General features: G+C 50.1%; 18 protein-coding genes. 10 read left to right on the top strand and 8 right to left on the bottom strand.

Annotated elements, in window-relative coordinates; all coding sequences use genetic code 11:
* Positions 1–93 precede the first annotated feature (93 nt).
* From PGRAT_RS01255 to PGRAT_RS01245, 3 genes are all read right to left on the bottom strand, one after another.
* Positions 94–798, bottom strand: coding sequence for a guanylate kinase (locus PGRAT_RS01255; RefSeq protein ID WP_238326726.1), 705 nt, complete (start codon positions 796–798; stop codon positions 94–96).
* A gap of 141 nt (positions 799–939) precedes the next feature.
* Positions 940–3,726: a glycoside hydrolase family 3 C-terminal domain-containing protein gene (locus PGRAT_RS01250; protein WP_025703221.1), complete on the bottom strand. Its 2,787-nt coding sequence runs from the start codon at positions 3,724–3,726 to the stop codon at positions 940–942.
* Between the two features lie 188 nt (positions 3,727–3,914).
* On the bottom strand, positions 3,915–5,033 hold the full coding sequence (locus PGRAT_RS01245) for a saccharopine dehydrogenase family protein (RefSeq protein ID WP_042265855.1): 1,119 nt from the start codon (positions 5,031–5,033) through the stop codon (positions 3,915–3,917).
* 170 nt (positions 5,034–5,203) lie between these two features.
* Here PGRAT_RS01245 and PGRAT_RS01240 point away from each other — a divergent pair, with 170 nt between their 5' ends.
* Positions 5,204–6,283, top strand: coding sequence for a helix-turn-helix transcriptional regulator (locus tag PGRAT_RS01240; protein WP_025703393.1), 1,080 nt, complete (start codon positions 5,204–5,206; stop codon positions 6,281–6,283).
* Positions 6,284–6,343: 60 nt separating this feature from the next.
* Here the strand turns inward: PGRAT_RS01240 and PGRAT_RS01235 are convergent, their stop codons facing one another.
* A complete protein-coding gene (locus PGRAT_RS01235) occupies positions 6,344–6,532 on the bottom strand; it encodes a hypothetical protein (protein ID WP_025703394.1) in 189 nt (62 codons plus the stop codon).
* A 189-nt stretch (positions 6,533–6,721) separates the two neighbouring features.
* Between PGRAT_RS01235 and PGRAT_RS01230 the strand changes: the two genes are divergently transcribed.
* Together PGRAT_RS01230 and PGRAT_RS01225 are read left to right on the top strand one after the other, a co-directional pair.
* Positions 6,722–8,041 (top strand): putative DNA modification/repair radical SAM protein, encoded by a 1,320-nt coding sequence (locus tag PGRAT_RS01230; RefSeq protein ID WP_042265851.1) that lies wholly within the window; start codon positions 6,722–6,724, stop codon positions 8,039–8,041.
* Positions 8,041–9,090 (top strand): TIGR03915 family putative DNA repair protein, encoded by a 1,050-nt coding sequence (locus PGRAT_RS01225; RefSeq protein ID WP_025708566.1) that lies wholly within the window; start codon positions 8,041–8,043, stop codon positions 9,088–9,090. Before PGRAT_RS01230 ends, PGRAT_RS01225 begins: the two co-directional genes overlap by 1 nt.
* 64 nt (positions 9,091–9,154) lie before the next feature.
* Here the strand turns inward: PGRAT_RS01225 and PGRAT_RS01220 are convergent, their stop codons facing one another.
* The gene (locus tag PGRAT_RS01220) at positions 9,155–9,997 is read right to left on the bottom strand and encodes an aldo/keto reductase (protein ID WP_025708567.1); all 843 of its coding nucleotides are present in this window, start codon (positions 9,995–9,997) and stop codon (positions 9,155–9,157) included.
* A 475-nt stretch (positions 9,998–10,472) separates the two neighbouring features.
* Complete coding sequence (locus tag PGRAT_RS01215; protein WP_036706934.1) at positions 10,473–12,857, bottom strand: phosphoketolase family protein; 2,385 nt, start codon at positions 12,855–12,857, stop codon at positions 10,473–10,475.
* A gap of 350 nt (positions 12,858–13,207) precedes the next feature.
* Here PGRAT_RS01215 and PGRAT_RS01210 point away from each other — a divergent pair, with 350 nt between their 5' ends.
* On the top strand, positions 13,208–14,053 hold the full coding sequence (locus tag PGRAT_RS01210) for a hypothetical protein (RefSeq protein ID WP_155990541.1): 846 nt from the start codon (positions 13,208–13,210) through the stop codon (positions 14,051–14,053).
* A gap of 71 nt (positions 14,054–14,124) precedes the next feature.
* Here PGRAT_RS01210 and PGRAT_RS01205 read toward each other — a convergent pair whose 3' ends face one another.
* Positions 14,125–14,847 carry a GntR family transcriptional regulator gene (locus tag PGRAT_RS01205; protein WP_025708571.1) on the bottom strand — a complete coding sequence of 241 codons (723 nt, stop codon included), beginning with the start codon at positions 14,845–14,847 and terminating at the stop codon, positions 14,125–14,127.
* A 246-nt stretch (positions 14,848–15,093) separates the two neighbouring features.
* On the opposite strand from PGRAT_RS01205, the gene PGRAT_RS01200 reads away from it, so the two are divergent.
* The 6 genes from PGRAT_RS01200 to PGRAT_RS01175 all read left to right on the top strand — a co-directional run bounded on the left by PGRAT_RS01200 (position 15,094) and on the right by PGRAT_RS01175 (position 24,589).
* Positions 15,094–16,437, top strand: a complete 1,344-nt coding sequence (locus PGRAT_RS01200; protein ID WP_025708572.1) for an ABC transporter substrate-binding protein — start codon at positions 15,094–15,096, stop codon at positions 16,435–16,437.
* A 325-nt stretch (positions 16,438–16,762) separates the two neighbouring features.
* A complete protein-coding gene (locus PGRAT_RS01195) occupies positions 16,763–18,538 on the top strand; it encodes a sensor histidine kinase (RefSeq protein ID WP_025708574.1) in 1,776 nt (591 codons plus the stop codon).
* Positions 18,539–18,568: 30 nt separating this feature from the next.
* Positions 18,569–19,396 carry a response regulator transcription factor gene (locus PGRAT_RS01190; protein ID WP_025708575.1) on the top strand — a complete coding sequence of 276 codons (828 nt, stop codon included), beginning with the start codon at positions 18,569–18,571 and terminating at the stop codon, positions 19,394–19,396.
* 225 nt (positions 19,397–19,621) lie between these two features.
* Entirely contained in the window at positions 19,622–20,503 is an 882-nt protein-coding gene (locus PGRAT_RS01185) for a carbohydrate ABC transporter permease (protein WP_025708576.1), read from the top strand.
* Positions 20,504–20,516: 13 nt separating this feature from the next.
* Complete coding sequence (locus PGRAT_RS01180; protein WP_025708578.1) at positions 20,517–21,344, top strand: carbohydrate ABC transporter permease; 828 nt, start codon at positions 20,517–20,519, stop codon at positions 21,342–21,344.
* A 146-nt stretch (positions 21,345–21,490) separates the two neighbouring features.
* Positions 21,491–24,589: a hybrid sensor histidine kinase/response regulator gene (locus PGRAT_RS01175; RefSeq protein ID WP_051424798.1), complete on the top strand. Its 3,099-nt coding sequence runs from the start codon at positions 21,491–21,493 to the stop codon at positions 24,587–24,589.
* A 10-nt stretch (positions 24,590–24,599) separates the two neighbouring features.
* Here the strand turns inward: PGRAT_RS01175 and PGRAT_RS01170 are convergent, their stop codons facing one another.
* Entirely contained in the window at positions 24,600–25,742 is a 1,143-nt protein-coding gene (locus PGRAT_RS01170; RefSeq protein WP_025708582.1) for a response regulator, read from the bottom strand.
* Positions 25,743–25,826 lie beyond the last annotated feature (84 nt).

Raw genomic sequence — 25,826 nt, 5'->3', positions numbered from 1 at the left:
ACCGCCGAGTTATCGCCCATGCCGGGCGCACATAAACGGCAAGAAGGCACCCTCTAAGGGTGCCTTCTTGCCGTTTATATCTGGTTGCACACTCTAAATCTGCCTTGATATTCTCGTCTCCACAAACTCCTTGATTCTCTGGACCGTGACTTCCGGGTCCATATTTTGAATTAAAAACTCCGATTCTCTTTTATAGACTACTTGCTCCGTATAATTTCCCAAGTACTCATCTATCAGGTCAAACGGAGCTGCTTCCCGTTCCAGCCGCAGCTGGATATCCTTCTTCGTCACGTATATAAAAATCCGCAAGGCATCCTCGCCGTATTTCTCCCGAAATGCCCTGACACCTTCATGATTCACCACAACAATGACAGCATTATGCTGTTCCAGACCCTTCACAAGCTCAACCTCTGCAATGCCATAGCGCCCCCGCTCTAAATGGACTGACTGGATGAAGGCATGCTTATCGGCCATTGCTTGAAAGTCACCCTCAGAGATGAAATGATAATGCTCCCCGTCCCGCTCCTGAGAACGAATCGCACGTGTAGTATAGGGGATGACATAAGGGATTCCAAGAGCGGCACTAAGCTCTTTGGCCGTACGCTTCCGCCCTGCACCGCTTGTTCCGGTTATGATAACAATTTTGGGATCGAAGGTTTCTGCTGGCGTCTCCGCAAGTTGGTCCACACTCTCCTGCTCGGCCACCAGTGCTTTGGGTGTTCTCAGCCAGTTCCACATTGCCTCTCCCGTATGCCTGCCGAAGACTTCACCAGCGGCACCGGGATTCACCTCCTTCACATGCAAGCTATACCTAAGCTAATTCGACAAATATCTCCAAATCCCTCTGGCCCCAAAAATAAAAACGGCCTTGCTGTAATAGCGAGGCCGTTTTTTCTCCATGCTGATTATCTTAACTCTTAAATATGATGAACACTTGCACTACAATAATTTGAATTCAATCCAGTCAATCTGCAAGCCCGGCTTAACGAAATCCAGCTTCATTTCATACAGGCCGGCTTCCAGCCGGACCTTCACCAGCTTCTGTCTGATCCATCTGCCGTCCGTACCGTTCGTCTGAATAGTGGCCAGCATCTGATCGTTCAGTGTCACATTACATGCACTCTGCGCCAATTCCGTTTCGGTGCTCATGATGCCCACGATAATCCGGTACTCCCCGGCTTGTTCCACATTGATAACAGCCCGCCCGGCTGCATCCGGCTTCACCTGTGCATTGTGGGCCAGCGACTGTGCCTGTTCAGCTGAAAGAGTCAGGTTGGCCTTGAAGCTCTCGACCGTTTCCTCACTCACATGCGGTCTTGAGAATACTGGCGCATTCATAATGAATCGGCAGATATTCATCGCTGAGCGCTGCAGTTCGCCCCGGGTCAGCGTGCCATTGTCCAGCGAATCCAGCGTATTGTCATCATAGGCATTGACTTCGGAGCCATAGTTGCTTACTACCATGTATAAGTCATTTTGAGCACGGACCATCCAGTTTGTGTTCTTGCGGTCTGCCGGTCCCCCATCCACAACATCATTCATGATTGCCCACCAGTCGGTCATCACGATGCCCTGGAAACCCCATTCTCCGCGTAGGATCGTAGTGTTCAAGTCATAGTTCGAAGCGGCCCAATGTCCGTTAATCGGATTATAGGAGGTCATGACCGAGTTGGCCCCACCCTCTTTTACTGCAATCTCAAAGCCCTTCAGATAAATCTCACGGACAGCGCGTTCAGATACGATGGCATCCACCTTGCTGCGGTGCTTCTCCTGGTTATTGCAGGCAAAGTGCTTGAGGGTGGCATTAGAACCGCCTCTCATAATCCCGCGCGTGCATGCTGCCGCAAAAACCCCGGAAATCAGCGGGTCCTCCGAAAAATACTCAAAGTTGCGCCCGTTAAGCGGACTGCGGCGGATATTCAGTCCCGGCCCGAGCAAAGTGTCCACACCGTTTCTGACCAGCTCCTGGCCTTCCATAACATACAGCTCTTCAACCAGCTCGGCATTCCAGGTAGCTGCAAGCAGTGTACCGATTGGAACCTGAGTTGCCTTGTGTCCGCTGTCCATCCGGATCCCGGAAGGGCCGTCTGCCGTACAAGCTACCGGAATCCCGTAGTTGAACAACTGGTCGCTGACCCCGCCAAAAGCCGAAGCCGTCCCCGGTGTAACCAGCGGACTGCTCATCCCTTCCCCTCTGACGATGACGGCCAGATCCTGGTCGCTCAGTTGCGCGATGAAGGCGGTCATGTCTACTTTTCCATCACGGACATCCCTTAAGGTATAGCCTTGATTGCCGGTCTGTTCAAGCGTTGCGGGCAGATTCTGCTCAATCCGCTCTTTCATCGAAACCTTGCGTGTGGGTACGTCAACATAGAGCAGTTCGTAGGAGCCGTCTTCCTTCCGGGCGCCCGGCTTCATCCGCGTAAAGCTTTCGGTTGGCGCCAGCGCCTCTTGCAGCTGTTCAGCCACCTCAAGAGCATCCAGCACATATCCGCTGCGTCCCTCTACCTGCACTTCCGCCAGTTTCTTGATGCTGCATCCTGCATAAATACGGTAGGTCCCCGCTTCCAGCACATAAGCAGAAGGATGCCCGGTCACACCGGCGTCATCATAAGAGGCCATCGAGTGAACCGGGAAGCTCACAAGGAGGCGCTGCGACTCACCCGGCTGGAGGACCCCGGTTTTGCCGAATGCCGCCAGCACTTTGGCCGGTTGTCCCAGCTTGCCTTGCGGTGCTTCGTAATAGACCTGGACAACCTCTTTTCCGGCATAAACGGTTCCTGTATTGGTTACGTTCACCGCGATTTCAACATACTTCTTACTGTCCCGGCTGACCAGCTTGGCTTCTTCCGGCTCGATATTGAAGGTGGTATAAGATATCCCGTAGCCGAACTCGAACTGAACCTTTTCCGGGCAGAAGGTTTCGAAATAACGGTAGCCCACATAGATATCTTCCTGATAGAAGTTTTTGAACTCATTGCCGTAATTTGCAGTTGAAGGATAATCGTTGATGGAATACGCGATGGTATCGGTTAATTTACCACTTGGCGTCACTTCTCCGGACAGCACGTCGGCAATGGCATTGCCTCCCTCCATCCCGCCATGCCAGGAGTAAATCACACAAGGAATAGGATGCACATAGCTGGTATCATTCAGCCAGCTCATATCCATAATATTCGACACATTCAGCACGACGATGGTTTGCTCAAAATAAGCCGTTACCTGCTTCAGCATCGTCTGCTCGTCCGCCGTTAACTGGTAGCTTCCCGGCGCATCGGCGTTATCCTGATCTTCCCCTGCTGTGCGTCCGATGATAATAACCGCCTTATCCGACTTGCTTCTGGCCTGGGCTACCAGTTCATCGGTCAGAGGCATTTCCTGCTGATTCCACGGCTCTGCCGCCCAGGCCCCGCCGCCGTTGTCAAAGGGATTGTGCTCGATCCACTTCTCATAGACCGCCGCCAGCTCTTCGTTGACAGCAAGGTTCTTTTTGCTGCGCAGCCCAGCCAGCAGGTTGGTGGTGTAGGAGACACGTACACTCCCGCCCGAACCTGTGCCGCTGCGATAATAATTCACCTGGGTTCTGCCAAACACCGAAACGGTTTCACCATCCCGCAGCGGAAGCACCTGGCCTTCATTGCTCAGCAGCACCGCGCCTTCTGCACCTACAGTCCGGCTGAATTCTGCAAAGCCTTCTAATGGAACTCCTAAATACTGTGTAGTCAATTTCTTTTCCTCCTGATTGTCATTTGCCTATCCAGTGCAGGTTCTATAGAAGGCCCTGCCCCTTCCGAAATCTCTAAGATTTTGCGAACCTATGCATATCTATTACTATAATGAATCCACTTTCGAGAAGCAAAGGTATTGTACTCTATCGCTCTGTAAGTATCTGATCTTCCCCTCTGCCACGTTATCTATACAGAAACCCTTGACCAGCAATACAGACCTGTAATCTCTTCCACCCCCTCACTCTCTTTACCCGGCAAGTAGAGCGAAATACGGTCTTCGCCCATCCGGACCCGGAGCAGCTGCTCCAAATGATAAATTCCCGGTGTGCCGCTGCCATTACTGTACACAGCCCCGGCTGCAATGGCAGCCACTTGAGCCGTGACCGCCGATTCCCGGAAGCCCTGTATTACATACTCAGCGGTTGCTTTTGCCCCATTCTTCAGACCTGTTGCCTCCACCTTGATGGCATAACGTTCTGTACCGCAGCGGATTTTGCCAAAAGAACGCACAGCCGCCGCACGCAAACGTCCGCGCCTGAGCCAGCGGAGCAGCCCAAGCTTCTGGAGCAATGCTATCCCGCCGGTAGCCGCCCGGGAGTCAAAGCATAGGCGGGTAGACACCGAAGGGATGCCTAATGTCTGCGGCAGAATCAGCTGGTCGGAGAAGGGGAAACGGTAGGCCCGGCGTATTCCAAGGCCTGCACCCCAATCTGTTCTTTTGGCACCGGTAAAGCTGTCTACATTGGCCATCTTGCCATCCTGCAAGATTTCAAACCGCGCAGAGAGGTTGTCAACGGTCCATTCTATGGCTGCCTGTCCGTGGCTGTCGCCCAGCCCGAGCATTATGGCAATATCCAGCTGCTGAACCTCATCCATCATCAGCCTTGCCTCGCCCGCAAGCAAATTGGTCAGCCCCGGGGCCAGCCCTACACTGAGTACCGCAGTTGCTCCAACCTTATTGCCAGATTGGTTAAGGCGCGCCATTTGTCCGAAAAACGCAAGATTCGCCGTAATATCAATATAATGAATCCCCCCGGTCAGGCAAGTCTCTGCAAAAGAGCTGTCCTGCTGATCCAGACACATTATCACCATTTTAACGCCGCGCATTTTTTCTGCGGAAAAAGCTTCGGCGGCATCCATTTGTAACGGACTAACTCTGCCTCCGGTGCTCTTGCAGAACTGCTCCGCACGATCCAGACTTCTGCCTGCCGCATAGACGACGCCCGGAAACCTGTCACTCAGCAGCAAGCAGATTTGTGCCCCCACATGGCCATATCCGCCAATCACAACAATATCTGTTCTCATTCCGCGCTCCTCCTGCAGCAGCTATCCATGCGGCCCATACCGTCTTTCATAGCAAACCCTCCATTTTGATGATCGGTTACCATCAGATATAATAAGAACTATTCTCAATTATCAGGACCGGACATCAAATACACTATCCCACATTTATGGGATTTAGGGAGGGCGGCATCATGAAAGAAGCAGCTATTCGGATTACCAGACTTCTTCAGGAACTGGATGGGGACCGGGAACTGTCATCTCTGATGTACAGGGAGATCATGTTAACAAGGCTAAGAACGGTGCTGCCTTTTGATGCGGCCTGCTGTACGTCCGTCGATCCTGTTACCCTGCTCACCACAGGTGCCATGACTGAACAGGGCATTGAAGCCATTCACGGCAATCTCCTGGATAATGAGTATCTGGATGACGACTACAACAAATTCACCGACCTGGCACAGGCTCCGGTTGCTGCAGGGTCCTTATGGGAGGCAACCGCCGGACAGCCGATGCGGAGCCGCCGTTACCGTGAGGTGCTGCATCAGGCAGGTTTTGGGGATGAACTGAGGGCGGTTCTTAAGGTAGGGAACGCTTGCTGGGGGTTTTTGACCCTGTTCCGCCAAAGGGGTGGCGGCTATTTTCAGCCTGAGGAGATAACACTAATAAGCGATGCCGGCCCCTTAATAGCCAGCCAGCTAAAAGCAAAGGCTCTCAGCCGGATGCGCGGCTCTGGCCTTGAGCAGCCACTGGAGGAAGGCATCCTAGTGCTTAATGAGCAGTTGGTTCCAGTAAGCCTTAATTCCGGAGGGAAATATTGGCTGGACAAGCTGCGGCTTACAGAGCGTCAGGCACCGCAGTCCTTACCCGGCCCCATTCGTTCGGTCAGCTTAAGAGCGTTGGCTGAAGGGAAGACTCCAGACCGCAGTTTTCCGGGAGCAAAGCTCTGTGTTCCAGTGGAGACCGGGCAATTCCTGACGCTTACAGCCAGCAAGCTTGAAGGACCTTCCGGCCTTGTTCAGCTTGCAGTTTCTTTTACGGCAACAAAGGCATCAGAGCTGCTCCCCCTGATCACCGAAGCATATGGCTTGACGGAACGCGAGAAAGAAATCGTAGACCAACTGTCGAAGGGGAAATCCACCAAGGAGCTTGCCCAATACCTCCATATCTCTGCATATACAGTACAGGATCATCTGAAATCCATTTTCACCAAAGCTGGCGTCAGCAGCCGCAGAGAGCTTATTTGGCTGTTATACTCACAATATCATTCCAATTAGCCCATGGGTGAAATGAAAACTCCAAAAAACCTGGTCATGCAGACTGCCGGACGTATTCGGTTATTTCCTCCGATGCTTCATCATCCGGTTATACATCACCAGCGCGGCAATAATCATCCCGATCATCGCAACACTGCTTGCCGAATCCGGTGACATTCCAAACATGAGGCACACGCTATTCACCAATGTTCTCGTAAGCAGCGCAACCATAATCAGCATCAATGGACGCCAAATATTATACCCTCTCATCCCCTCAACACTCCCGTTCTATTATTTATGACAACTAATAATGTTTATGCTCCTAGCTATTAGTTGCTATTATAGCATAAGAAGGAATGCGCATACATTTTCGCAAAAAAGCCCGGCATCACTCACTCCATCTACCTTTGACAAGAACACATGTTCGGTATATAATTCCCAATATGAGGGGGATTCTGTATGGATATGATGGAGAAACTAGAAATTTTAACGGCTTCGGCCAAATATGATGTCGCCTGCACCTCCAGCGGTTCAGATCGTAAGAACCAGGCCGGCGGCCTGGGCAATGCAGTCAGCATGGGGATTTGCCACAGCTTTGCAGCAGACGGACGCTGCATTTCGCTGCTTAAGGTACTGATGACCAACGGATGCATATACGACTGCGCTTACTGCGTGAACCGTAAATCCAACCAGACACGCCGGGCTGCACTCTCGCCAGAAGAGCTCGCGGATTTGACCATGCAGTTTTACCGCCGCAATTACATAGAAGGCCTGTTTCTCAGCTCCGGGATTATGCGGAGTCCCGATTATACAACCGAGCAAATGATTGCCGCTCTTGAACGGCTAAGGAACACCTACCACTTTCGGGGCTACATCCATGTGAAGGCGATACCCGGCGCAGACGATGTGCTGCTGTCCAGACTTGGCTTGCTGGCTGACCGCATGAGCGTCAATATCGAGCTGCCTTCGAGAGAAAGCCTCGGCCGGCTGGCTCCCGACAAGAGCAAGAACTCTATTCTGAAGCCCATGTCCCTGATTAAGGAAAAGATTAACGAGAACCGATCGGATCTCGTCAAATATAACCACGCCCCCCGCTTCGCTCCAGCCGGTCAGAGCACCCAGATGATTATAGGGGCCACGCCTGACACGGACTACCGTATTCTGACCCTCACCGAAGGGCTGTACCGGAAGTACGGCTTGAAACGTGTGTTTTTCTCTGCCTATACACCTGTGGTGGAGCATTCCCTCCTACCTGCTCTAGACACCAAACCGCCGCTGCTGCGGGAGCACCGCCTCTATCAGGCCGATTGGCTGCTGCGCTTCTACGGCTTTCAGGCGGGTGAATTACTGGATGAAGCAGCACCCAACTTCAATCCCCTGCTGGACCCTAAATGCAGCTGGGCGGTGAACCACCGGGAGCAATTCCCGGTTGAAATCAACCGTGCTGCATATGAACAGCTGCTGCGGGTACCCGGAATCGGTGTGAGGAGTGCACAGCGGATTGTGAAGGCCCGCCGGGCCGGAGCTCTGGACTTCGCTGCCCTGAAGAAGCTTGGCGTGGTACTCAAACGCGCACAATTCTTCATTACCTGCAAAGGCAAAATGCTTGAGGGCCTAAAAGTAAGTGAACACACCCTGCTGCGTTCACTTATGTCCGGGCAGGAGCTTGCCGCGCTAGAGCCGCCGCAGTACGAGCAGCTCACCCTCTTCAACGACTCCGATCTCGCAGCGCTGCCGGCGGCTGGGATAGCGGCGCATAAGAGAGGAGACTGGCCTTGATGTTTACAACGTCTTCGTTGGCCTATACCTACGACGGCAGCTTTGAAGGCCTTCTGTGCTGTGTATTCGAGAGCTATGAGTGGAAGGAAACCCCGCTCGCCATTCACTCGGACGGAGAAGAACAAGGCCTGCTGCTGGAATCGAAATGGATTGCTACCGACCGCAGCAGAGCGGACCGGGTGCTGAAATCGCTCCCGCTGCGCATCTGTCCTGAGGCAGAGGAACTGGTGCGCCTGGGATTCTGGTCATGCACGCCGGACAAGGAGCTGCTGCTGCTGAATTTTCTATACCTCGGCTTCACCCATGGCCGCAAGGTAATGAACATGCTTGCTGACGATACGGTTAATACCCTGCATAAGGCGGTTCAGCAGCTCCAGCGGGAGGCACATCTGTACCTGGGGTTTGTGCGCTTTTCTGTGTATGGACCGGTTATGGCGGCGGTCATTGAACCCAAGGGATTCGTACTGCCCGTCATTCAGGATCATTTCTGCGACCGGTTCTACGGCGAGAGCTTCATGATCTACGACAAAACCCACCGCATGGCCCTTATCCACCAGCCCGGACGGCAGGCCATTATTCCGCTCGAGGAATGGATACCGCCGGAGCCGGATGCGGCTGAGGAAGAATACCGCCGCCTGTGGAAGGGATTCTATAACGCCATCGGTATCCGCGAGCGCAAGAACGACCGGCTGCGGTCCTCGCTGATGCCCAAGCGGTATTGGAAGCACCTAACGGAGATGAAAGGCAGCACAACAGCAATAAAGGACAGCAAGCCCACAGGCAGCTGCACGAGGCTGGAAGAGAGTCCGTTCCGGCTGGAAGATGGTGAAGGTTCAAGCCAAAACGATTTAATCAGAACAGCAAATCATCATCCTGGAGGAGATTCAAATACAACGATAAAGGATAAATTGAGTTCTAAAAGAGTTATGGAACAGTCAGGATTAATTGTTGAAGGACTTGCGAGGAATGAAGTTTTGAAATGGGGCAAATACGAAGATGTTTGTCACTTAGGAATCATTCTTTCCGAATGGTCGAATAGTAAGTCATAAAAAAAGAGGGGCAGAAGCCCCTCTTTGCTATTTTTCAATACATCTCAACTATTAATCGATCCTATCACATCTCCTCATACACAGCCGGGTCCTGATCCCACAACCGGCCGTCCTCCCTACTGAGTCCAGAGATTACCTGCATCTCCGCTTCCGACAGCCCGAAATCGAAGATATCCAGATTCTCCTTCTGGTGCTCTATAGTACTTGCCCGGGGGATTGGGATCGCGCCAAGCTGAATATGCCAACGCAGTATCACCTGGGTAGGCGTTTTGCCATGAGCTGCCGCAATGCTTCCAATCGCTTCATTCTTCAGCATATCATGGCCACGGCCCAGCGGGCTCCACGACTCGGTGACAATGCCGTGTTCAGCATCTTTGGCACGCTGATGCTCCTGACTGAACCAAGGATGCAGCTCCACCTGATTGATGCTTGGGGCGATACCCGTCTCCTTAATTAAACGTTCGTTGTGCTCCGGCAGGAAATTGCAGACTCCGATGGAACGGATATAGCCACGCTTTTTCGCCTCGATCATCGCTTGCCAGGCTTCCACATACTTATCCACCTTGGGATTGGGCCAATGGATCAGATAAAGATCGTAGTAATCCAGACCGCCTCTATATAATGATTCCTCAATCGTTTCAAGCGCTTCCCGGTAAGCGTGATGACGCCCCGGCAGCTTCGAGCAGATCAGCAGTTCTTCCCTTGGCACCGGGCTCTGACGGACCGCTTGTCCCACAGCTCCTTCATTCTCATAGTTGAACGCCGAATCAATCAGACGATAGCCGGCATCAATCGCGCCTGTCAGCACCTTTACCCCCTCTGCCCCCTTAATCCAGGCAGTTCCGAAGCCAATCGCCGGGACCTTCAAGCCATCGTTCAATACCTTTTCCGAAATACCTTTATTCATTCTGAGAACCTCCTTCACCCGTTTCACATTAAAATAGCACTTCTTCACACAGTAAGCAAAAGCCCCAGGTCGCAGGAGTAAACTCCACCCGGCATATACCCTCCGTAATCGGAAGAACAAAACGGCTACACCGTTCCTGACTGGAAAGATTTCAGTTTAGCGTTGCCTGGAGAATCTTTTTTGAATTCTTCGACAATTCCAAGTGGAAAAAGGTTAACTAATTTGCCGGAGTATCCTGTTCTCCGTAGGTTAAGTGGAAAAAGGCACACTAATTCAGCTCATTTTGCTCCTGACGGAGCCATATGGCCCAATTAAGTTTCCTTTTTCCACCTAATTCCCAAAAATTATAGATTTGTGGGAGAAATAAGTTCCTTTTTTCCAACTAGCACTGCTCACCTGCTAAAAAATAAAAAAGGATGCCCCGGCAGCCATTTTCATGACGTTCAGGACACCCCTATAATTGATTTTTATACCTTTAGTTCAAAGCCTTCCACACCCAGTTCTCTACCTCCGGCAGGTCGATGCCTTCTTCACGGATGTATTGGTTGTGCTTCTTCACCATAGCATCCATTTCGTCCGCGATAGCTTGATATTTACCGGCATCAGGCAAGCTCAGTACAGCCTCCTTCGCCAGGTCGAAGCGGTCCATCTGATTCAGTACACGCATATCGAATGGTGTGGTAATATCGCCGTTCTCACGGTACCCGTGCACATGCAGGTTATGGTTGTGGCGGTCGAAGAACAGATCCTTGATCAGCCCTTCATAGCCATGGAATGCGAAAATGACCGGTTTATCCTTTGTGAAAAATTGATCAAACTCAGCGTCAGATAAACCGCGCGGGTCCAGCTTCTGGCTTCTCAGCTTCAACAGATCAACCACGTTGATGTAGCGGATTTTCAGGCCGGGCAGCTTTTCATGCAGGATGGAAATCGCAGCCAAGCTCTCCATGGTAGGCTCAGTACCGGACGAAGCAATAACCACATCAGGCTCTCCACCCTTGTCGGTGCTTGCCCAGTCAATGATTTTCAGTCCTTTGTCCACCAGCTCTTGTGCTTCGTCAGCCGAGAACCATTGCGGACGGGGATGTTTGGACGACACAATCAGGTTGATCTTCTGACGGTCATTCAGAACCGTGTCGAAGACAGCCAGCAGGGTATTGGCATCCGCCGGCAAATATTCACGGATAAATTCCGGTTTCTTGTCTGCCAAGTGGCCGAGCAAGCCCGGGTCCTGGTGAGTGTAACCATTATGGTCCTGCTGGAACACTGTCGATGTTGCGATGACATTCAGGGACGGAATATCCGCACGCCAGCTTTGGTCTGTCGCTTTGCGCAGCCATTTGAAGTGCTGGGTAATCATCGAGTCCACTACACGCAGGAACGCTTCATAGCTTGCGAAGAAGCCGTGGCGGCCTGTTAATACGTAACCTTCCAGGAAGCCCTCTGCCTGATGCTCGGATAACTGCGAATCGATAACCCGTCCATAAGGTGCGAGGAATTCATCGTGCGGTTCCTTGATTTCATCCATCCATTGGCGTTTGGTTACTTCAAACACAGGACCCAGGCGGTTCGACATCGTTTCATCCGGTCCAAAAATTCTGAAGTTGCGGTTCTCTTCGTTGAGCGTTACAACCTCTTTCAGGTATTTGCCCAGTACCGCCATATCTTGGGCAATGACTTGCCCGGGAACGGAGTTATCGAGCGTATAGTTGCGGAAATTTGGCTTGTGCAGGTCTTTAATCAGGTTGCCGGCGTTAGTCACAGGGTTCATTCCCATACGTCTGTCGCCAGTAGGCAGGATTTCGGCAAGCTCTGCATTCAAACGGCCATTCTCATCGAATAATTCTTCAGGTCTGTAGCTGTTCAGCCAATCGAGCAGCGCAGGTGCATGCTTCATGTTCTTTTGATCCACTGGAATAGGAACCTGGTGGGCACGGAAAGAACCTTCGTTCGGCACTTTATCCCATTCTTTTGGACCGGTCCAGCCTTTAGGTGTACGGAAGACAAGCATTGGCCATAATGGACGGGCAGTGTCATTGTTTTCACGCGCATTCTTCTGGATTGCTGCAATTCTCTCGATGATGGTATCCAGAACCTTCGCCATTTCCGGGTGCATCAGATCAGGATTTTCACCTTCCACAAAGAACGGTTCCCAGCCCATGCCTGTGAAATATGCGGTTAACTCCTCTTTTGACATCCGGGACAGAATCGTCGGGTTGCTGATCTTGAAGCCGTTCAAATGCAGAATCGGCAGCACTGCGCCATCTGTAACCGGATTGATGAACCGGTTGGAGAGCCAGGAAGCTGCCAGCGGCCCGGTTTCAGCTTCCCCGTCACCCACTACCACTGCAGAGATCAGATCCGGGTTATCCAGAATCGCACCTACGCTGTGGGATAGGGAGTAGCCGAGTTCTCCGCCTTCATGAATCGACCCTGGAGTTTCCGGAGCCGCATGTGATGCCACACCGCCAGGGAAGGAGAATTGCTTGAACAATTTTTTGAGGCCAGGGATATCCTGCGTGATTTCCGGGTAGATTTCGGTGTAGCTTCCATCCAGATAGGAGTTGGATACCATAACCTGGCCGCCATGGCCCGGACCTTCAACATAGAACATATCCAGATCATATTTGCAAATCACGCGGTTCAGATGGGCATAAATAAAGTTCTGGCCGGGAATGGTTCCCCAGTGTCCAATAGGCTTAACCTTGACATCTGCATCCTTCAAAGGTTCTCTTAACAACGGGTTATCCTTCAAATACAGCTGTCCTACCGATATGTAGTTAGTTGCACGCCAGTAAGCGTCGAGTTTGGCTAAGTACGTTTTTGATGAATAATCCACAGGCAGAGTTGACAATCCCATTTCAATCCACTCCTAATCCATTTTTCTTTATCCTGAACCTAATTACTTTCACAAGTACATCATACCTCTGCGTTTATAAAATTCAATCATTTTAACAATTGATACGGTCCAATTTTGTGAAATTTTGAACATAGTATGAAAATCAGAGCAATACTTTGTAAAATAGATTTTATTTTATGCAAAATGTAATTATATTCAATTCAATATTTAGAAAAAAAGGCCTTAAGTTCACTAGATGATCTGGACAACCTCATTCCAAATACGGTATTATTCTGGTGGAATTTATCCGCAAATATGGAAAGAAAACAACCCGCTTTTACACTGCGATCAAGAAGGAGAACAAAATAACAGTGAGAACATCATTTATGCCCTCCCGCTTCCGCAATCCGGTAATACTTACAATCATAGGACTCCTCACTATCGCTGCAATCGGCATGATTATTTGGATTGGACTCGGCTTATTCTTTGCCAAAAGCGGACATTTTTATCAAAAGGGTATCATCCGGGCCTTAAATTCAACGTATCAATCTAAATTTGTAATCGTGTCTAAAGAGGGACTGAATAATGATGGGTATCAGGTGTTAAAAGCGTCACCGGCGAATGACCGCAGCCTGGTATTTACGGTAAGCCGGGCCAACGGCCACGTTGATGGCGGCCTTCCGCTTTGGAGACAGCTCAGCGACAATTATGAGGAAACCGCACAAATAAAGTATTACCCTCTCCTGGTAAAAAAACATTTTGGAATCGGCTTACAGGATATTCCTGTTTCGGTTTATCGGGGGACGGATTCATCCCGTGAGATATCCGATGAAAATTTCATCGTGGTGACCCGGGGGAATCTGGACGACATCGCCTCCAGAGCCAAAGCATTCTTCAGTGAAGCGGAAAGCCATCGTCTAAAAAAACTGTTTTTCCGCTTCGAGGATGACATGAGCTTTTCCTCCGAAGATGCAGGCACAGAGCCTCAGCGGTTCGAAATGCCGGGCTTTGAGTTCAAAGTAGGAGAGCACTGGAAAAAAGGGTTCCGGGCTTTGAGTGAAATGGAATTCAAACAGAAGATGGTAAGCCAGATTGGAGGGGGGATTGCCAAACGGGTATCCTACGCTTTTGATGCGGAATATCCGGGTACGGGCGGGGGCTTCTCTATCAAGTTTAAGGAGAATGACCTGAACAACTTTGAAGCCAAAAAACAGTGAATCCGCGCTAAATCGAAGCTATAGTTAACGAGCCGACCTAAAAAGGACCGGGAAATTTCCCGGTCCTTTCGTTATTGAACTGATACAAACGTGTTGAACTTCAAATATTTATAGTGGAACCGCATATGCGAAAATTCGAAGGGCGTGCCATTGTCCAGGAAGAATATTCCCTCCATAATCCCCACAGGTTCATTTGCCTGCAGATGGAGCAGCTCCTGATCATGGGTCCCGGACGGTTCGGCAAAAATAGATAAAAAGGATTTGGTCACCGCCAGATTCCGCGACTCCTCCAAATAATGAAAGATCGAACCTTCGATAATCGTCTGGTCCAGATTTTGGACAATTTTGATGGGAATGTAGCCTGTTTCAATCATAAACGGCTCGTCATCGAACAGGCGCAGGCGGATAATTTTGTATACAAAATCATGGGGCTGCAGGAACAAATCCCGCTGCAGCTCTTCCGTAGGCCGAATGACTTCGAAATCCAGCACTTTAACCTTAGGCTTTTTGCCGTGCATCTGAAAGTTGTCCGTAACCCCCAGATTGGAGCCCTCGTAGTTAAAGATCGATTCATTTTTTATGTATAACGGGTTGATAAAGGTGCCTGAACCCCGTTTTTTAAAAATAATTCCCGAATTCTCCATCTTCATCAGCGCACGTTTGACCGAACTGCGGCTCACCTGGTATGTGTCGCTAAGGCTGCGCTCATCCGGCAACCTCATATCGGCAAACTGTCCCGCAAAGATCTTCATTTTGAGGTCATCAATAATTTGCTTGTAGACAAATTGGCTCATGGGGTACTCCTTTTTCAAATCTATACAGAACTTAACGATCAAGATTAAATATATCATAATTAGGACAGGGTTCATACCGGACCGCTAAAATAGAACGTTTTCATACAAAGGCGGCTCGTATAAGCCTCTTTATTGTAAAGTTATGTTCCATATACTCTGTTATTTTGTTACTTCTGGCGGTTTTCTTGATCTGCTATTCTTGATTTGTAAGCGATCTTACAAAGTTCATAAGGGAGGTTGTCGCTTTTGAAAAAGAAATCATGGCTTGCGGGGATCACATCACTCGTTCTTCTCACAGGGCTGCTGGCAGGATGTTCCGGCAACGGTAACGGAAATAGCAACTCATCTGCTTCCAATAATGAAAGCGCTGGCAAAAATGCTTCCGGATCATCCAAGGGTACGGTTACGCTGAAAATGTGGGGCGGCGTACCGCCGGAATCAGGTCCGCAAGAGGTGATCGACAATTGGAATAAGGCGCATCCCGAGATTCAGGTGGAATACGTCCGCTTCGTCAATGATGATGACGGAAATCTCAAGCTCGACACGGCCATGATTACCGGGCAGGATGTAGATTTATACGTGAACTATACGGTCTCCCATGCGGCCAAACGGGTAGAATCCAATCTGGCGCTCGACCTCAGCAAATTCACGGATTACAATATTGATGAAAAAATGGGCAGTGACGCGGAAGGCTGGAAGATAGACGGTAAATATTACGGTGTTCCCACGACAAAAAGCGCGTTCTTCATTGCTCTGAACAAAGATGCCCTTGACGCTGCGGGCCTGCCGGTCCCGAAGGACTGGACCTGGGATGAGCTGCGTGAATACGCGAAAAAGCTGAAGGTAGGCGACAAATACGGATTCATTCAGAATATGGAACCGTTCGTGGACCCTATTGATTCTGTGCTGTCGCAGGAGGGCTACACCAAAGCCGACGGCACTTCAAATCTGAATCATCCGCTCGTCCGGGAATGGTTGGAAACGCTGAATGGAATGATGCAGGAGGATAAGACCACCCCGCCGCTGGGAGAACAATTGACTTCCAAAATGCCCGTTGAACAGGTATTCCTGAGCGGTGAAGTGCCTATGCTTAACATCGGGGCCTGGCTGCTGCGCAGCTCGAACAATTTCACAGATTTCCCGCGCGATTTCAAGATTGCCTTTGCCCAGGTTCCCCGGCTTGCAGACAGTGCAGACCAATATGTGACCCGCGGAGGGCTGGGAGATTACATCTCCATTAACGCCAATTCCAAAAAACAAGAGGCAGCCTGGGAATTCCTGAAATGGTACTCTGACGGGGGGATGGCCCCAATGGCTGCAGGGGGAAGACTCCCGGCCTCTAAGGATGCGAACCAGGACGATGCCCTGAACAGCCTCCTCGGTGATAAACGCGATACCTATGACCTGGATTCACTCATGTATGTCATGTTCGACGACAAGACGCCAACTTATGTGCGCAGTCTGCCGCAGGAAGTCATGGATCTGCGTTCCCAAGAGTATGAGAAATACTTCCTTGGTTCACAGTCGCTGGATCAGACCCTTGATGCCATGGCGGCCCGGCATGATAGTTATTTGAAGCAAAACAAATAAAAGAGTCATCCCCGGGCTGCTGATGCAGCGCCACTTAGCTCTCACTATAGTTGATTTTCCGGAAAAATAAGTTCCCTTTTTTCAACTAGCGCTTGCCCGACTGCTTCTTCGCAAGCGCTAGTGAAAAGGGATTTTTAGTCCGACTGATTCCCTCTCCGCTATTTTTGATGTACAATGCCACCCGAATAGAACAAATCTTTGCATTATTCCGCCTCAAAACCCCCTTCCTGAAACAAAACCATACAATTTTAAATATTGCGCTTGCAGCTTTTTTAATATGCTATAATTTAAGCAACACCCACAACGTATTGGAGGTCGCATCCGTGTGTCAAAACTAATGCGTTTACTGGTTCCCCAAAAGCTGAAATACCGCTTGTTCGCAGCCTTTGTTTTTTTGATCCTGCTGCCCTTCTGTGCCCTGAATTTATACAACTATCAGCGCATTGAAAGCCTGGTTCAGAAAAAAATCAGCCAGCAGAGCCACTATCAGCTGGAGCAGATGTACCGGACACTGGAGGATCAGATCAGCATCGCTTTCAAAACCTTAATCTTCCTCAAGCAGGATGAGACGGTAAGATCCGTATTGACCCATCCCGAGCAGCAAAGCGGGCTTGAAAACAAAAGGCGGATCGAGAACATTTTCAAAAATCTGAATAACAGCTTCTTTCTCTATAATCCTTCGGTTTATTTTATGATTCTCGATTTATATGAAAGCGCATACACTTCTTACCCGCCAAGAGATTCTCTGATTTACAAGGATTTGCGCAGCAATCCCGGGTTTGACCGGAAACTTATGAATCCCAGCTCGTACCATTGGGTTCCCAATGACAACAACTATGTGCTGAGGGATGTGTCGACCAGTGCCTACCTGCTGTCCTTGTACGCTTATCTGGAGAATACGCAGAACAAGCCTTACGGCATGGCCCGGATCAGTATTGACTATTCCTATTGGCTGCAGTCCATTCACAAGCAATCCGATCTTCAGCAGCAGTACTTTTTAATCACGCATACGGGAGAAGATATCTCCCAGTCGGTTCCCAAGAGCATATTGCCGGAGCAGGTCAAGGCCAGGATCGCGGAGCATCCGCAGCAGCAATATTTTATCGACCAAGATTCTAACTCTCTGATTAATTATATCTATGTGGAATCCCTGGACTGGTATATCGTCAACCGCATCCCCCAGTCCGTGTTGTTTGTGGAGATTGAGGAGCTGAAGCGGCAGTACTTTATCACTTTTTTTGCGCTGATGGGTATTTTTCTGATGATGACCTTCGTCATTGCCACAACAATTACCCGCCCGCTGTCCCACCTGCAGAACAAGATGAAGGCTGCTGTGCAGAAGAGTCTGAAAATCCGGCTGCCGGAGCACAAATTCAGAGGTGAAATTCTGGATCTGACCCGGACCTTCAATACTATGCTCGATGACACCAACCTGCTGATTCAGAAGCTGAAGACGGAAGAGCGGCAGAAGGAAGCCGTCCATTTTCAAATGCTGCTGGCCCAGACCAATCCTCACTTTTTGCTGAATACGCTGAATACCATCAAATGGATCGCCATCCGGGAGCAGAATGAGGACATCACCAATATGACCCTTTCCCTCGGCAAGCTGCTGGAGGCCAGTCTGAACACCGATAAGGATCTGATCTATCTAAAAGATGAAATCGAGCTGGTCCAGGCCTATGTCCATATTCAGCAGGTCCGGTACCGCCATAAATTTGAAGTCACCTGTGAGTATGATGAAGACATTCTGTACGCGCTGGTCCCCAAGCTCAGCCTGCAGCCGCTTGTAGAAAACGCCATTATTCACGGGATCGGACCGCTGCCGGGCAACGGCTTAATTGAAATTAAAGTATACCGGGAGGGGTCCGGCAAGCTTATCGTGGAGATTAAGGATAACGGAGTGGGCATCGAGCAATCCAAGCTCAAACGTACGGAACGCAGGCGTCCGGGCATCGGACTCAGCAATATTGAGGAGCGGCTGCGGCTCCTGTTCCGGGGGGAAGGCTCTATGGACATCCTCTCCTCTGACCAAGGCGTTACGGTCCGGTTCACCCTACCTTTTCTGTTATCCACACCTTACGGCACGGAACATCCGGCTTAATACATCCTATACACCGGGAGGTAATCATTCATGTGGAAAGTATTGCTGGTTGAAGATGAAGTTTTTGTACGGGAGTCTGTGCGGGAGATCATCGCCTGGGAAGAACTCGGTTTCACGGTTTGCGGAGAGGCAGGAAACGGCGCAGAAGCCCTCGATATGATCCGGCGGGATGTACCCGACCTGGTAATTACGGATATCATTATGCCTGAAATGGATGGCGTTGAGCTGCTTAGAAGAACCCGGGAAGAAGGCTATGGCTCCCGTTTTGTAATGCTCACTTGCATGAGCGATTTTGAATATGTCCGGCAGGCGATGGAATACGGGGCTTCGAATTACATTTTGAAGCTGTCCATGAGTGTGAATTCGCTGCGGGAAACGCTGCGCAAAATCAGCAATGAGCTGCTGAAGGACGGTGATAAGCGCGGCAGTAGTCCTGCCCCGGTACAGGAGAAAACCGGAACCGATGAGCGGAGCACCAAAGGGCTGCAGCCGCTTCTCCATGAAGAAGTCACTTCCCATCCGGAGATTCAGAAAATTCTGCAGTATATCCATGTCCATTACCCGGAGGATATTACCGTGAAATCGATGTCCCAATATGTCATGATGGGTGAAAATTATGTCAGCACCTTGTTCAAAAAGAAAACCGGGCAAACGCTAATCCATTACCTGCACCGGGTGCGCGTGAATCAGGCGATTCAGTATCTGTGCCATTCCGACCTGCCCGTATATGAGATTGGCAACCGGGTGGGCTTCGTAAACGATAATTATTTTATCAAAATATTCAAGCGCCTGACCGCACAAACGCCAAGCCAGTACAGGCAGAATCAAAAAAGCAAACCCGAACCCATGACCATCTGAGCCTTGACTTCACCCGGCTGTACAGACAGCGGCTTTCCATACAGGAAGGCCGCTGTTTTGGTGTGCACATAGAAAATAGAACAAAACTACGAATGGGCCGTGCAGCCGCCTGGCGCAAATGTATACTTCTGTAGCATGAAGTCGGAGGTTTTGTTCCTTAACCGCTTTCATTCCGCTTGTTATGCTTGACAGGAAGAAGCAAATGAAGAAGAGGAGTGAACTGATGTGAAAACATCTTGGATGAAACGGCAGCAGCATCTGGGCTATTTGTTTATCGGGCCCAATATGATTGGCGTGATTCTATTTTTTATTATACCTGCCATCTATTCTTTTTATCTGATGTTCACAGACTACAAGTTTATGAGTCCCGACACAAATTTTGTAGGCCTGGACAACATTCAAAGAATGCTGGGCGATGAAGTATTCTATATTGCCATCAAGAACACCCTGATGTTCCTGTTGTCCGTACCTGTATCCATTGGACTCGCCTTCATTGTGGCAGTAGTTCTCAACCGTTCTGTATATTTGAAAAAACTGCTGCGGGCGCTGTATTTCATGCCCTACATTACCAGCGGGGTCGCCGTTGCCTTTGTCTGGATGCTCCTGTTCCAGCCGAATAACGGCCCTATCAACGGCATCCTGCGGGCCATCGGCATTGCCCACCCTCCCGGATGGCTGTCTACCATGGAATCTTCCATGTATGCCATTGATATCATCTGGGTCTGGTTCATGCTCGGCTACAATATGATCATCTATCTGGCTGCGCTGCAGGAGGTATCCGGCGAACTGCTGGAAGCGGCCAAAATCGACGGGGCCCGCACCTGGCAGACCGTCCGCAGCATCCTGTGGCCCCTGGTCAGTCCCACGACCTTCCTGCTGCTGATTACCGGACTTATTATGTCGATTAAGCAGTTCGGGATTATTCAGGCGATCACGCAGGGCGGACCGGGGAACAGCACCACCGTATTGTCCCTGTTTATTTACCAGAATGCCTTCCGCTACTACGAAATGGGCTATGCATCCGCCGTGTCCTGGGCGCTGTTCGTCATCATCATGATCTTCACCGTCGTCCAATGGCTGGGTCAAAAACGCTGGGTTCACTACTAAAGGAGGAGCGGCCATGAATAAAGCTGTGTTCAATAAAAGTGTTATCACGCTTGTAATGCTGTTCCTGAGCATTGTGATGATCGTTCCGTTCCTCTGGATGATCAGCACCTCGTTCAAGACCCCGTCCGAAGTATTCCAATATCCCATTCAATGGATTCCCGTTCACTTCAACTGGAGCCATCATGTGAAGGTATGGACGGGAGACAATAGTTTCGTGCTCTATTATTTAAATTCCCTTAAAGTTGCAGTGCTTAGTACCATTGGTGCAGTCACACTATCCTCACTCGCCGCCTACGGCTTCGCACGAATCCAGTTCAGAGGACGGGATACCATGTTCATGGTGTACCTGTCCATGATGATGGTACCGCCTCAGGTGCTGTTCGTGCCCAAATTCATCATGTTCGACTGGGCAGGCATCTACAACACCCACTGGGCGCTTATTCTGCCGGGGTTTTTCACCATCTTCGGGGTCTTCATGATGCGGCAGTTCTTTCTCTCTGTGCCTTATGAGATTTCGGAGGCAGCCTTTATTGACGGAGCCGGCCACTTCCGGATCTTCTCCCGGATCATTCTGCCCATGGCCAAACCCTCGATCGCTACGCTGGCCATCATTGACTTTTCCTGGCACTGGAATGATTATGAGAACGCCCTGGTCTTCCTAATCGATCATGACTTGTTCACCGTACCGCTGGGTCTGCAAAACTTCATTCTGGAGAACAACGTGGACTACAACGGCATGATGGCCGCTGCCACCGCGGGAATTATTCCGATGATTATTGTCTTCCTGATTGGACAGAAATACATCATTGAAGGTGTGGCGAGTTCGGCTGTCAAGGGTTGAATAACCGGCGGGCATAGCCGGGCTGTCTGCCAAATGGATTTTATGCTTTTTTACAGCCTTCTATAGTTGTTGGGTCAGCTGAATAGTATAATAGACCCAACTGCAGTTCATTTCACATCTAGAAGGCGAAGGTTGAAGTCAAAAACATGCTGGGAATCCTAAAAAGGCCGTTTATCGCTATCGTTGTTTTTATATTATTCATCACCGCTGTCCGTTTGGTATGGATGGACTACCTGAAGACTATGGATTATCCGCAAGCTCCTGCCGCCCAAGAGGGCGTATTGGACTTGCGGAATTTCAGCTTTACCGGGCACCAAACGCTGCAGTTGAAGGGGGAATGGACCTTCTACCCCTCAGCTCTGCTGATTTCTGATTCGGGCAGCGATAATAGAATCGTTAAGGCAGCCCCAGCGGAAAAGGTATTCGTGCCGGATTTATGGGACGGATACTTCCCGCAGGATGACTCAGCATTCCATTATGGAACTTACCGCTTGCTGATCAGGCTCGATCCGGAGACGAAGCAAACCCTCGGCATGAAAATATCCAGAATAGGCAATGCCTCATCGGTATATGTGAACGGTCAATTGCTGGCCTCCTCCGGGCATCCGTCCTCTGATCCCGGCACGCATCGGGCGCAAAACGTTCCCTATACCGTAACCATTCCTGCCGGAAGCGCCACGCTGGATCTGGTCATTGAGGTGTCCCATGATGCCGGCAAAGGGGGTATTGAAAGACCGATCCGCTTCGGTACGGCCGATGCCATTCAACAACGGAATTCCCTGCTGGCCGGACTACAGCTGCTGCTCTGTGTCATTCTTTTCATTAATGCCCTCTACGGCATAGTTCTGCATTTCCTGAGCTCCAGCAAAGGCTTGATCTACTTCGCTTTTTTTATGATATTCACCTTGTTCAGCGTACTCATTTCCGATGAGAGGCTGCTCTTCCAATGGTTCCATATGGGCGATGCCTGGGAGATAAAGATTGTGTATCTCACCTATATCGGTGTCAATGTCTTCATGTGCCTATTGATCAGCAGCCTGTTCCCTTCCCATGTCCCTAAATCAACCATGCCCGCTATAGCCGTCTGCTGGACCCTATATGCCCTGTTTATTCTGATAGCCCCATCATCGTATATTCAGACTACATCCAAACTACTGCTTGTACTCGGCCTCGCCTCGGTCATTCTGGGCAGCCACGCCCTCCGCAAAGCCATTCAGCAAAAAGAAGATGTCATTTTCCTGCTGCTCGCCTGCATTGGCATAGGAGTCAATATCCTGTGGGCGGCATTTATGCACTTTTCATCCGAGAATGAACTCATTCATTACCCGTTTGACCTGGTTTTCGCCCTGCTTGCCTTTGCTGCCTTCTGGTTCAAACGGTTCTTCCACGCAATCGATCAGTCGTTGCTGCTGGCCGGGAAGCTCCAGCTTGAAGATAAACGGAAGGATGAATTTCTGGTCAACACGTCGCATGAACTGCGCAATCCGCTGCAGGGAATCTCAACGATGCTGCAGGTAATCCTGGATGATCAGACCCACCCGGTTCATCCGAAGCAGCAGGAACGTGTGGAAATCATTAAAAAAGTCAGCAGCCGGATGAGCTTTATGCTGGACGATCTGATCGACATCACCCGTCTGAAGGAACAGACCATCCCGCTGGAGCTTAGGCCGGTCCGGCTGCAGTCGGTCATCTCCGGTGTGCTGGACATGATTAAGGTCATGGTGGATGGGAAACCGATCCGGCTGCGGGCAGACATTGACGATGCCTTCCCTGCTGTTCAGGCCGATGAACAGCGGGTGATCCAAATCCTGTTCAATTTACTGCATAATGCGGTGAAATTTACGGATAAAGGCGCCATCACCGTACGCGCTGTAAGAAAGGGGCTTATGGCAGAGGTGCAGGTGGAGGATACCGGAATCGGAATTCCCGACGAAGCGCTGCTCCAGATTTTCCATCCTTATGAGCAGGCGGACAACCAGTTGAAGCGGGCCAGCGGCGGGTTTGGACTCGGGCTGAGTATTTGCAAACAATTAGTGGAGCTTCATGGGGGAACAATCACTGTGGAATCGTCTTTGGGGGAAAGAACCCTCTTCCGTTTCACGCTGCCATTAGCGGAAGGCAACCCTGTGGAAGAAGAGGTCTATCCGTTATCCATAACGAATTTATCCGTATCCTTGGACAAGATTGCAGCCACAGCGGACATGCCTGTTGAAACGGCCTTCTTATCCTATGCATCTGCAGCACCCGGGTGCAGGATATTGATTGTGGATGACGATGCGGTGAATCTGAATGTGCTTACCCAAACGCTGGAAACGGAAGGATATGTGATCGATGCCGCTACAAGTCCGGAACAGGCGCTCGCGGAAATCAAGCGGCAACGGTACGATCTTGTCATTACGGATGTCATGATGCCGCATATGTCCGGTTACGAGCTGACAGAGCTCATCCGCGAGCGGTTCAATCTTTCGGAACTGCCGATCCTGCTGTTAACGGCCAGAGTCCGGACAGAGGATATCTTAACCGGATTCCGGGTAGGAGCTAATGATTATGTCAAAAAGCCTGTAGATGCCTGGGAGTTAAAGGCCCGGGTGCAGGCATTGACCCAGCTGAAGACCTCCATCGACGACCGTCTGCGAATGGAAAGCGCATGGCTGCAGTCGCAAATTCAGCCTCACTTCCTGTTTAACACTTTGAACTCCATTGCCGCATTAGGCATGATCGATTTCAATAAAATGCAGACCCTGCTCGATGAATTCAGCAACTACCTGCGCCTAAGCTTTGATTTCAAGAATGCGTCTCCTCTTGTCCCCCTTGAGCATGAGCTCTCTCTCGTCCGTTCCTATGTCTATATCGAAAAGGAACGTTTCGGCAGCCGGTTAACGGTAGAGTGGAATATCGAAAGCGGGATTGATATTCTCATTCCGCCCTTGTCGATCCAGCCTCTGGTTGAGAATTCCATTAAGCATGGGCTCTTGAGCCGAAACCGGGGCGGAACTGTATCGGTCAACGTCCGCAGGTTATCCGAAATTGTTGACATTTCAATCGTCGACGACGGCGACGGAATGGACAAGGATTATCTGAGCCAGCTTTTGACCCATTCGAACCGGTCCTCCAGCCGCAGCGGTATCGGCCTTATAAATATTAACCGCCGATTGATGCAGCAGTTCGGCAAGAGTCTGGATATTCAAAGCTCGCTGGAGCAGGGAACCCGGGTCAGCTTTCAGATTCCATACCAAAAAGGATGAATCCCCGGATTCATCCTTTTTGCCGCTTCTTTTCCCAATTCTTATACCATTTCACAATCTCCTGGTTTGGCTTCTCGGACAGCTCCGCTTCCATAACCGCCTCCAGCAGCGCATACTGCCTTTGCACCAGAAAATGAAATCCCATCCGGTCGCATATTTGTAAATATAATAACTGCGCCTGTTCCTCTAAAGGATAGCGGGTGCAAACATGCTCAATGTGCTTGAACGCTTGTTCCAGCTCTTCGCTCTCCACATACCAATGAACCAGGTTCTGTTTCAGCCGGATCCACTGCAGCTGGAATCTCTGCCTTTCAAGCTCTGCCCATACATAATCATACCCTTCCAGATATTCGCTTTTGAACAATTTCAGAATGCGTTCATATTCAGACACCGTGTCCTTTGAGAGCTCCAAGCCGGCCTTAACAAAGCGGTCAAACTCGTCGACGTCCAGATAGATCCCTTCCAGCTTCAGCAGATAGCCGTCGGCTGTGTTTTGAAGAAGGATCCGGTCTCTGCTAAAGGGCTCAAGCATTCTTCGGATATGATAAACAGCGGTATATAACTGCGGATAGGCTCTGTTCAAATCAAAATCGGCCCAAAGCAATTCGATTAAAGTCGCTTTGCTGACCACTTTGCCGCGATGATGAAGAAGATAATAAAAGATTTCCTGCGCTTTCGCCGTTCTCCACTGAAGCGGTGCATGCTCCTGCGTTCCTTCGTATATCCTGAAGTCGTCGAACATTAGGATTTTCCAGTTTTTGAACTGTGCCGTTGAAGAAGCCGCCATGCCGGCCTTCCGGTAGGAATTCAATCTCTGAACCGTAAGTCTGAGGCGGTCCAGGTGAACCGGTTTTAGCACATAATCGAGCGCATTGAGCTCAAACGCTTTAATCGCATATTCATCATATGCCGTTACAAATACAACCTGCAGACAAGGCTTGCGTTCCAACAGCATTTCAGCCAGCTCGATCCCGTTCAGCTCGGGAATATGGATATCCAGAAATACGATATCGATATCCGTCTCTTCCACTGTTTGTTTCCCCTGCAGCGGGTCGGTATATTTTCCGGCAATTTCAAAATCGCCGAGCATAAGCAGCTGGTGCTCCAAATATTTCAACGCCAATTCTTCATCGTCAATCAGGATTGCTTTCATTGGAATCTCCTTCACAACGGGTAAATCGGTACAACCGTATTTTCATTATACTTTAAATTTGTAATGATTTGGGGGTTGAAGGAG

Source organism: Paenibacillus graminis (assembly GCF_000758705.1).
GTDB classification, from domain to species: Bacteria; Bacillota; Bacilli; order Paenibacillales; family Paenibacillaceae; genus Paenibacillus_AQ; species Paenibacillus_AQ graminis.
Note: the sequence above shows the minus strand (reverse complement) of the source record. Positions and strands in the feature narration are given on the sequence as shown.